The following is a 9,605-nucleotide window of genomic DNA, read 5'->3' as shown; positions in this document are numbered from 1 at the left end:
TGAGAGTTCAACATGACATGCGCGAGCCATTCGCAGCGGGAACATCCGAGACACCGGACAATGAGACCAGCACTGACCAGCGCCGATCGCCGTCGCTGCTTGACGAGACCAACAAGGCCATCATCCGCGAATTGCAGAAAAACGGCCGTAAACCTTACGGGGCGATCGGCAAGGTCGTCGGCCTGTCCGAAGCCGCCGTGCGCGGCCGTGTGCAGCGGTTGGTCGAGACGGGAATCATCCAGATCGTCGCCGTCACGGACCCGGTCCAGCTCGGCTACCGCAGGCAAGCCATGATCGGAGTGAACACAAGCGGGGATTTGAACGCGCTCGCCGACCAGTTACGCGCAACCGACGGTATCGACTACATTGTCGCCGCGGCTGGGCGTTTCGACATGCTGCTGGAGGTTTTCACCGCCGACGATGACGATCTGCTCGACCTGGTGATGCGCATCCGCAGGATTCCAGGCGTCGACCACACGGAAGTATTCACGTATCTGCGGCTTATCGAGCAACGGTACGATTACGGCGTGCGGTAATTGCGCAGTAGGCGGTTGTATGCGGCGATGGTCATATTGTGGAATATCCGGGCTGATTCCGGAACGACGAAGGTGTCGAAAACCGGAAACCAATCAGCGAAACAGCAACATCAGCAACCCCGCGAACAGACAGCTCTGGGTGCACCAAGCAAACTGATGGCCGGCCGCCAAGAATGTGGCGACCGGCCATCATGCCGATACCGGGCTGATACCGGGCCGATGCTGGGCGAACCGCCCTGGATTCAGCGCGCGGCTTCGGTGACGAGCTTGTAGTTCGCGAACTCGCGGATGCCGAGCGGACCCATTTCGCGGCCGAACCCGGAGTTCTTCACGCCGCCGAACGGCAGTTCCGCGGAATCGGCGCCGGATTCGTTGATATAGGTCATGCCGGATTCCAGACGGTCCGCGAAGCGCAGCCCCTGCTCATGATCGGTGGTGAACACGTAGGAGCCGAGACCGTACGGCGAATCGTTGGCGACCGCGATGGCCTCATCTTCGCCGGACACCCGGTAGAACTGGGCGACCGGCCCGAAGAACTCCGTACGTCGCGCGGCGGACCCTTCGGGAATATCGGTCAGAATGGTCGCCGGATAGTAGGCGCCATCATGCTCAGTGCCACCCAGCACCACCTTCGCCCCATCATCAATCGCGGCCTGCACCTGGGCGGCGAGCCCGTCAGCGGCGGACGCGGAGCACAACGGCGCGAGCTTGCGTTCCTTGGACACCTTGATAAACCGCTTCAAGAATTCGTCATACAGCGAGTCGATGATGATGAACCTCTTGGCGCCGTTGCAGATCTGGCCGCTGTTCTCGTACCGGGCGTTCGCACCGGCCTCGACCGCAGCATCCAGATCGTCGGTACTCATGACGATGAACGCGTCATTGCCGCCCAGTTCGCACACGACCTTCTTCAAGGCGGCACCGGCCTCCTGGGCGATTGCCTTGCCGGCACGCTCGGAACCGGTCAGGGATACACCACGGACGCGCGGGTCGGCGATGACCTTGGCGATCTGCTCGTTGGTGGCGTACACGTTGACGAACGCGCCCTTCGGGAAGCCCGCCTCGAGGAAGATCCTCTCCATCGCGGCCGATGACTTGGGGCACAGGGAGGCGTGCTTAAGAATGATGGTGTTGCCGAGCATGAGGTTTGGTCCGGCGAACCGGGCCACCTGATAGTACGGGTAATTCCACGGCATCACGCCGACCAGCGGGCCGATTGGCAGGTGCCGGATGAATGCCGTGCCCGCCGCAGCGCGCTTGATCGGCTCGTCGGCAAGGAATTCAGCGGCGTGATCGGCGTAATATTCAAGGATTTCCGCTGAGAATTCCACCTCGACAAGCGCCTCGTCCATGTTCTTGCCCATCTCGTGGTTGATGATGGTGGCAAGCTCCTGCTGCTGGTTGCGATAGGCGGCCACCGCCTTGCGCATCAGCGCCGCACGCTGTTCGATGGTCGTGGTCCTCCCCCACGTACGATAGGCGTCATCGGCGGCGTCCACCGCCGCGGCGACCTGCTCGTCGGTGAAGGTTTCAAAGCTTTCCTCGACCTGTCCGGTCGCCGGATTGGTCACTGCATATCTGCTCATCATGTCGCCTTTCGTTGTCGCAACTTACGCAATACGCATTCAGGAAGGCGATGCCATGCGTTTTTCGTTGCATGTACGCCGTTGAAATGCGTTTTTCTTTGCGTTTGGCGGCATGGTAAGCGATTTTCGTATCATCGGCGTTACCGCGATATTGCGAGCAATCAACCGGCTAAGTGGAGACACGTCCGGCGCTTGAATCCCGGCGCGACCCGCCGCCCCTCAGCCGCTTCGCAACGGTGTGCAGCGCGTCGCATCGCGACGTGGAATGTCACCCGTTTGATTGTTTGTATTTCTCCTGCGCGCTGCCATCACGCACGGCTTGAAGAACCCGTTGGTATATCGGATCATTCGACGACGGAAAAGCGCAGTAATATCCGACGGTTTCACCCGTTATTGGGTCAAAATGAATCGTCCAGATCTTCGCTATCTTGTCACCGAGCTTGATATTATCGCTGATGGCCGTGTCTGATGTCCATGAGCCGACATCCGTGAGCGTGGATACCTGATGGCTTCCATCGGCTATCCACTGGTCGTTATCTCCGCCGGCGCCGCAGCTGCCACTGCCGCTTCCATCGCTGCTCCAACTCAAGCAGAAGTTCAGGATACCGGTACCAGCCTCGACAAAGTACGTATACGTGACTGTGTTGTGGCCATAGCGTTTCGCCGTCTCATTCACCTTGCCCGACGAAGAAAGGAACGCCTCAATACCCAACGCTTCCGCGTTTTTCGCGTTCTCTCGATTTGCAGTAAGCCGCGCCAGCCTTTTCTGGTTGTTGTAAATCGGAACCGCCACGGCGGTAAGAATGCCGATGATGACAACCACGATCAGAAGCTCGACCAAGGTGAAGCCGGCTTGTCCTCTTTTCTTCAGTCGCATGTGCCATCATCTCCTTGCATCAGGGTCCGGCACCGCGCGAACACGCTGCCATACCGGGATACCCATTCTCTCTCCACGCCTTTATGGTGCCAATAATTATACATGCCGCGCATCAACGCTTCAACACAGCGAAACACTACCTCAGGCGTTACAGACCTATGAAACGCACGCCGCCGCGCCCCAATCCGCACGCGATGCCGATACCGGAGATACGCCAGGCACCGCAACAGGCACGGCATGCGCGCAGGCCGCCGGAACCCCTCAGATTGCGTCCGTTAACGCGACCCGCCGTCAAAGTCGGCAATCGCCTCGCGTTCCATGGCGACAAATTTGCGCACGCATGACTCGATGGAATACTCCTCATGCGTGTGCTCGGCATAGATGGCGCCCCAACGGCATAATTCATCGGGGTGGTCGATCCACCAGTCGATGCGCTGGGCGAGCATGGCCGGGTCTTGAGCGTCGAACAGCGAATGGTCGCACAACGCGAACTGCCCGGCTGCGCTCTGCGTGGACCTGGCTATGACGGGCACAAGTCCGGAGGCCATGCCTTCCAGAACGCTCAACGATTCGATATCCACAATCGAAGGGTGCACCAACAGATCGCACGAACGCAGGAATGCGGGCATCTGCGCATTGTCATGGAAACCGATCGACCAACGTCCGGGCAGCAATTGCGCCGCCATTCGCCGCAGTTCATGTTGCAACGGCCCGGTGCCGCAAATCGACAATTCGATATCCTCGGTATGCCGGCTCAACGCGACCGCCCGAATCAGCGTCGCATGGTCCTTCTCACTGGCCAAACGCCCCGAGGCGACGATTCTGAACGGCCTTGGGGACGGCGAGCCGGGTTCACGCTGCTGTTTGGCGGTGAATCTGGGCGAATAGCCGTTGGAGATCACATGCAGGCGCTGCCGATAGCCGTGCGCCCGCAACTGCGCGGCGATCATATGCGAGGGCGTGTGGATATGCCGGATATGCCGGTACAGCATGCGGTCGAACAGCCAGTAGATGAACGCCGAAGCGCCGGGGATATACCGCAGCGGCCCCGCCGAATACAGAACGTTCTCCGGTTGCAAATGGAATCCCGCAGTTGCGGGGATGCCCATCTCGTGCGCGGTCCGCACCGCCATGCGACCGTATTTGAACGGCAGGTACACGTGAACCACATCCGCACCCTCAAACGCCTTGCGGAACATCGCTCGGTCCGGCTGTGCGAATTGCATCTGCTGTTTCGCCGCGATCCAAGAGACCAACGGGATGTGACGCACGCGGATCGGATACTCGGGCGAACCAATACCGACCAGACGGACCGTATGACCTTGCCGGCGCAGCTCCTTGGCATACTGCAACGCCGAATTCGACGTGCCGTTGCCTTCATTGCCCGCGGTGTCCACAACCAGCGCGATGACGAGCGGGCGGCCGGCATCAACGGTACCGCCAGCCGCCGCAGAAAACCCCTGATTCTTCATGCTCATATCGGTATCGTAAGCCTCAAGCCCCACGAAGCCGGGATGCCACGCCGATTACCGTACCGTGACAGTCAGCGCATCGGCGACGCGTCCGGCCTTGGCGCGGGCGCCATCGGCGCTGTCCCCGATGGCGAGCGCCACGGCCATGCGACGATGCCCATGGACTTCCGGTTTGTTGAAGATACGCAGGTTGGTGTCCGGCTCGGCGAGCGCCTGCGGCACATTCGAGAAAATCGCTCGGCCGTCGCCTTCCACGACGATGGCATGGCTCGCGCCAACTTGCCCGTCGCCGAGCGCCAAATCCACATGCTCTTGGCTGACCGGAATACCGAGAACCGCCCGCGCGTGGAGCGCAAATTCGCTCAGCCGTTGGGAAATCATGGTCACCATGCCGGTGTCGTGCGGACGCGGGGAGACCTCGTTGAACAGCACCGAACCGTCGGTGAGGACGAACAGTTCGACACCGAACACGCCCCAGCCGCGCTCGCCGTGCTCCTGCGCGTCGGCGACCAACCCTTCGACACAGCGACGTGCCAGGTCTTTCGCGATTCTCAAGGTGTCCGGATTGACAGCCGCCGGCTGCCAGGATTCGCGATAATCGCCGCTTTCCTGACGCTGCCCGATAGGGGTGCAGGTGACGACCCCCGCGGACGAGCTGACGGTCAGTACGGTCAGCTCATAATCAAGCGGTGCGAGTGCTTCGACGATAACGCGGGAAATGCCGCCTTCGCCCGCCGCACGACGACCGACCTGCGCTTCATGCCAGGCGGCGTCGATGGCATCCGGAGTGCGTACAACTGACTGGCCGTGGCCGGAAGAGCTCATGATCGGCTTGACGACGCACGGGTAGCCGACAGTTTGCGCACCGGCGCGCAGTTCCTCGAGCGACCCGGCGAAACGGTAGGGTGTGGTCGGCAGCCCAAGTTTCTCGTGGGCGAGCACGCGCAGGCGCTCGCGGTCCATGCAGATGGCGGCGATGCCCGCGCTCGGCACGACTTGTACGCCTTTCGCGGCGACGGCATCCAGTTCGGATGTGGCGATCGCCTCAACTTCGGGGATGACGATATCCGGCTTGATTTCGGCGAACAGGGCGTCCAGTTGCTCAGGATTGGCCATATCGAGGACGCGGTATTCGTGGGCGACCTGCTGTGCCGGGGCGCCTTCGTAGCTGTCGGCGGCGCACACCCACGCGCCCAGGCGCATGAGTTCGATGGCGATTTCGCGGCCGAGCTCACCGGAGCCGAGCAGCAGGACCTTGGTGCGCGCGGCATCGTCGGATCGGTCGAGCGGGGTACCAAGCCACGGATCGGCTGGCGTCGTGGCGGAGGCTGATTGTGATGCACTGGACTGGCTTGCGTTGACTGTGGCTTCGGCGTAATCACTCATACCCGTCATCTTGCCATCGGGGGTTGTCAGAACCGTTGCCGACGGCGTTGCCCGGCCCCGAATCGAACCCATTCGCCGCCGCGCCAATACCGGATCGGCAGCCGGGCGATACGCGGACGATTCTCGGGCGATACCGGCCCCACGCCGTGCCGCCCGATGTAGCCGGCGCTTGGTATCCTGTCCACCGTATATACCCCCAATCCATCTCGTGCTTACGAGGAAGGCGAGTCATGCAGAAACTGGAAAAGCTCTATGAGGGCAAGGCCAAAAAAATGTATGCGACCGACGATCCCGACGTTCTGTGGGTCGAATACATGAACCAGGCGACGGCCGGCAACGGCGCGAAGAAGGCGCAGATCGCCGGCAAGGGCAACCTGAACAACCACATCACCTCCGTGATTTTCGAACTGCTCAAGGCTCGCGGCATCGACAGCCACTTCATCAAGCGCCTGTCCGACACCGAACAGCTGGTGCGCAAGATGACCATGTACCCGCTGGAAATCATCATGCGCAACACCGCCGCCGGCTCCTTCGCCAAGCGGTACGGCGTCAAGGAAGGCACGCCGCTGAAGAAGCCGATCCTCGAATTCTGCCTGAAGTCCGATGAACTGGGCGACCCGTTCATCAACGATGACGGCATCGTCGCCCTCGGCCTGGCTTCTGAAGACGAGCTTGCGGAGATCTCCCGTCAGGCGCGCGCCGTCAACGAAGCGCTCAAAGACATCTTCTCCAAGATCGACGTGCAGCTCGTCGATTTCAAGATCGAGGAAGGCAAGACCTCCGACGGCACGATTCTGCTGGCCGACGAAATCACGCCCGATACCTGCCGTCTGTGGGATCTGAAGGATCATAGCGGCAAGATCGAGCATCTTGACAAGGATCTGTTCCGCCGCGATCTGGGCAACATCATCCCCGCGTACGAGGAGATCTACAGCCGCCTCAAGCAGCTCGCCGATTCCGAAGGCGTCAAGGACGCCGAGTGAGCCCGGGCCCGCACCGGTTTTCCGATGCGGGCCACATTTTTCGGATGCGCCGCGCAAGGCGAACACACCCACGCGACCACCTGCATCACCCAGACAACCGCCATACCAACAACAGAAGGAATACCGTGGTTTTTCGCGTTTATGTCGAGAAGAAGCCGGGCTTTGACGTCGAGGCCAGGCAACTGGAGAACGAGCTGAAGACGATTCTCGGGATTAAAGGGCTTACCGGCCTGCGTATCGTCAACCGGTACGACGTCGAAGGCATCAGCCGTGAGCTGTTCGATCAGGCCACCACAACCGTGTTCAGCGAACCGCAGGTGGATAACGCCAGCGAGGAGATGCCCGATTTCGGCGACAGCGCGGTGTTCGCCGTCGAGTTCCTGCCCGGGCAGTTCGATCAGCGTGCCGATTCGGCCAGCGAATGCATCCAGCTGATCAGCCAAGGCGAGCGCCCGACCGTGCGCAGCGCCAAGGTCTACGCGCTCGAAGGCGATCTGGACGAGCAGGCCGTCGAGCAGATCAAACAGTACGTGATCAACCCGGTCGAAGCCCGCGAAGCCTCCCTCGAACCGAAGAGCACGCTCAAGGTGCAGGTCGCCAAGCCGGCGAAGGTCGAGGTGGTCGCCGGATTCGACGAGCTGGATGGCGAAGGCCTCCAGCGGTTCATCGACGAGCGCGGTCTCGCGATGGATTTGGCGGATGCGAAGGTGTGCCAGGAGTATTTCCACGGCGAACACCGCGAACCGACCATCACCGAAATCAAGGTAATCGACACCTACTGGTCCGACCACTGCCGCCACACCACCTTCGGCACGCAGCTTGACGAGGTGGATATCGACGACAACGTGGTCAAGGCAGCATTCGACAAGTACATGGCCATGCGCCATGAGCTCGGGCGCGACGGCAAGCCGGTGTGCCTCATGGATATGGGCACGATCGGTGCCAAGTGGCTCAAGAAGAACGGCATCCTCAAGAACCTCGACGAATCCGAGGAAATCAACGCCTGCACTGTCAAGGTGAAGGTCGATGTGAACGGCGAGGACCAGGACTGGCTGTTCCTGTTCAAGAACGAAACCCACAACCACCCGACCGAAATCGAGCCGTTCGGCGGCGCGGCCACCTGCATCGGCGGGTGCATCCGCGACCCGCTGTCGGGCCGTTCCTACGTGTATCAGGCTATGCGCGTGACCGGCGCCGGCGACCCACGTGTTCCGGTTTCCGAAACGCTCAAGGGCAAGCTCCCCCAGCGCAAGATCGTCACCACCGCGGCTGCCGGATACTCCTCGTACGGCAACCAGATTGGTCTGGCGACCGGTCAAGTCGACGAAATCTACCATCCGGGCTACGTGGCCAAGCGCATGGAAGTCGGTGCCGTCGTGGGTGCGACCCCGGCCGATCATGTCCGCCGCGAAACCCCGACCCCCGGCGACAAAATCATCCTGTTGGGCGGGCGTACCGGCCGCGACGGCATCGGCGGCGCAACCGGCGCCTCAAAGGCGCACGACGAGGAAAGCCTTGAAAAAGACGGTGCCGAAGTCCAGAAGGGCAACGCCCCCGTCGAACGCAAGCTCCAGCGTCTGTTCCGCCGCAAGGACGCCTGCCGTCTGATCAAGCGCTGCAACGATTTCGGCGCTGGCGGCGTGTCCGTGGCGACCGGCGAGATCGCCGACGGCCTGACCATCAACCTTGATCTGGTGCCCAAGAAGTACGAAGGCCTGGACGGCACCGAACTGGCGATTTCCGAATCCCAGGAACGAATGGCCGTCGATGTGGCCGCGGACGACGTGGACGAGTTCCTCGGCTATGCGCGCGAGGAAAACCTCGAAGCCACCGTTATCGCCACTGTCACCGAAGAGAAGGTTATGCGCATGACCTGGCAGGGTGACACCATCGTGAATCTGAGCCGCGCCTTCCTCGCCTCCAACGGCGCACCGAAGCATCAGACCGTGCACGTCGAGCAGGGCGGCTCCTACACCACCCCGTGGCGCGAAGGCTCGCTCAAGGACCGGATGCACGCGCTGGTCACCGATATCAACGTGGCCTCCAACAAGGGCCTGTCCGAACGCTTCGACTCCACGATCGGCGCCGCCACTGTGCTCATGCCGTTCGGCGGCAAGCGTCAGCTGACCCCGAGCATGGCCATGGTCGCCAAGCTCCCGGTGTTCGGCGAAACCACCACCGCATCCGCGATGGCATGGGGCTTCAACCCGTACATCATGGAGAAGAACCAGTTCACCGGCGCCTACCTGTCGGTGGTCGAGTCCCTTGCCAAGCTCGTGTCCGCCGGCTTCCGTCGCGAAGACGCCTACTTGAGCTTCCAAGAGTATTTCGGCAAGCTGCGTGATGTGCCGGAACGCTGGGGCAAGCCTGCTGCGGCGGTGCTGGGCGCCCTGATGGCGCAGGTCGACCTCGGTGTCGGCGCCATCGGAGGCAAGGATTCGATGAGCGGCAGCTTCGAGGATCTCGACGTGCCGCCGACGCTCATCTCCTTCGCTGTAGCCGTCGGCAACATGCATCGCGCGACCTCCCCTGAGTTCAAGAAGGCCGGTCACCGTATTGTGCGCATCGCTCCGCGGTATGCTGCCGACGGGCTCACTCCCGACAAGGACGGCCTGCTTGAGGCGATGGACGCGGTCGAATCACTCACCGAATTCCATGATGCGCTTGCCGTGTCCACCCCGGGCTATGGTGCCAGCGCCGAAGCGCTGTTCAAGATGACGCTCGGCAACCGCATCGGCGTCAAGCTCGCCGACACCATCGCCGTG

The 9,605-nt window shown here is 61.7% G+C and carries 7 protein-coding genes; 3 read left to right on the top strand and 4 right to left on the bottom strand.

Going from position 1 to position 9,605, the window contains the following annotated elements:
- A partial coding sequence (locus tag ACI38B_RS04575; protein ID WP_439729715.1) for an Lrp/AsnC family transcriptional regulator occupies positions 1 to 536 on the top strand: 536 nt, incomplete at its 5' end.
- Between the two features lie 242 nt (positions 537 to 778).
- Here ACI38B_RS04575 and ACI38B_RS04570 read toward each other — a convergent pair.
- The 4 genes from ACI38B_RS04570 to purT all read right to left on the bottom strand — a co-directional run bounded on the left by ACI38B_RS04570 (position 779) and on the right by purT (position 5,857).
- Positions 779 to 2,125 (bottom strand): NAD-dependent succinate-semialdehyde dehydrogenase, encoded by a 1,347-nt coding sequence (locus ACI38B_RS04570; protein WP_439729714.1) that lies wholly within the window; start codon positions 2,123 to 2,125, stop codon positions 779 to 781.
- Between the two features lie 265 nt (positions 2,126 to 2,390).
- A complete protein-coding gene (locus ACI38B_RS04565; protein ID WP_439729713.1) occupies positions 2,391 to 2,999 on the bottom strand; it encodes a type IV pilin protein in 609 nt (202 codons plus the stop codon).
- A 275-nt stretch (positions 3,000 to 3,274) separates the two neighbouring features.
- Positions 3,275 to 4,477, bottom strand: a complete 1,203-nt coding sequence (locus ACI38B_RS04560; protein WP_439729712.1) for a glycosyltransferase — start codon at positions 4,475 to 4,477, stop codon at positions 3,275 to 3,277.
- A 48-nt stretch (positions 4,478 to 4,525) separates the two neighbouring features.
- Entirely contained in the window at positions 4,526 to 5,857 is a 1,332-nt protein-coding gene (gene purT, locus ACI38B_RS04555) for a formate-dependent phosphoribosylglycinamide formyltransferase (RefSeq protein ID WP_439729716.1), read from the bottom strand.
- 230 nt (positions 5,858 to 6,087) lie between these two features.
- On the opposite strand from purT, the gene purC reads away from it, so the two are divergent.
- Both purC and ACI38B_RS04545 read left to right on the top strand, forming a co-directional pair.
- Positions 6,088 to 6,840 (top strand): phosphoribosylaminoimidazolesuccinocarboxamide synthase, encoded by a 753-nt coding sequence (gene purC, locus ACI38B_RS04550; protein ID WP_439729711.1) that lies wholly within the window; start codon positions 6,088 to 6,090, stop codon positions 6,838 to 6,840.
- A 125-nt stretch (positions 6,841 to 6,965) separates the two neighbouring features.
- Positions 6,966 to 9,605: phosphoribosylformylglycinamidine synthase (locus ACI38B_RS04545; protein WP_439729710.1), on the top strand; the 2,640-nt coding region annotated here is incomplete at its 3' end.

This window comes from Bifidobacterium sp., from assembly GCF_051876855.1.
GTDB lineage: Bacteria > Actinomycetota > Actinomycetes > Actinomycetales > Bifidobacteriaceae > Bifidobacterium.
This window is presented reverse-complemented; position numbering and strand designations above follow the sequence as displayed.

Excerpts from the sequence above, each read along its gene's own strand:
- ACI38B_RS04570 (WP_439729714.1), bottom strand. The coding sequence starts at position 2,125 with ATGATGAGCAGATATGCAGTGACCAATCCGGCGACCGGACAGGTCGAG.
- ACI38B_RS04565 (WP_439729713.1), bottom strand. The coding sequence starts at position 2,999 with ATGCGACTGAAGAAAAGAGGACAAGCCGGCTTCACCTTGGTCGAGCTT.
- ACI38B_RS04560 (WP_439729712.1), bottom strand. The coding sequence starts at position 4,477 with ATGAGCATGAAGAATCAGGGGTTTTCTGCGGCGGCTGGCGGTACCGTT.
- purT (WP_439729716.1), bottom strand. The coding sequence starts at position 5,857 with ATGAGTGATTACGCCGAAGCCACAGTCAACGCAAGCCAGTCCAGTGCA.
- purC (WP_439729711.1), top strand. The coding sequence starts at position 6,088 with ATGCAGAAACTGGAAAAGCTCTATGAGGGCAAGGCCAAAAAAATGTAT.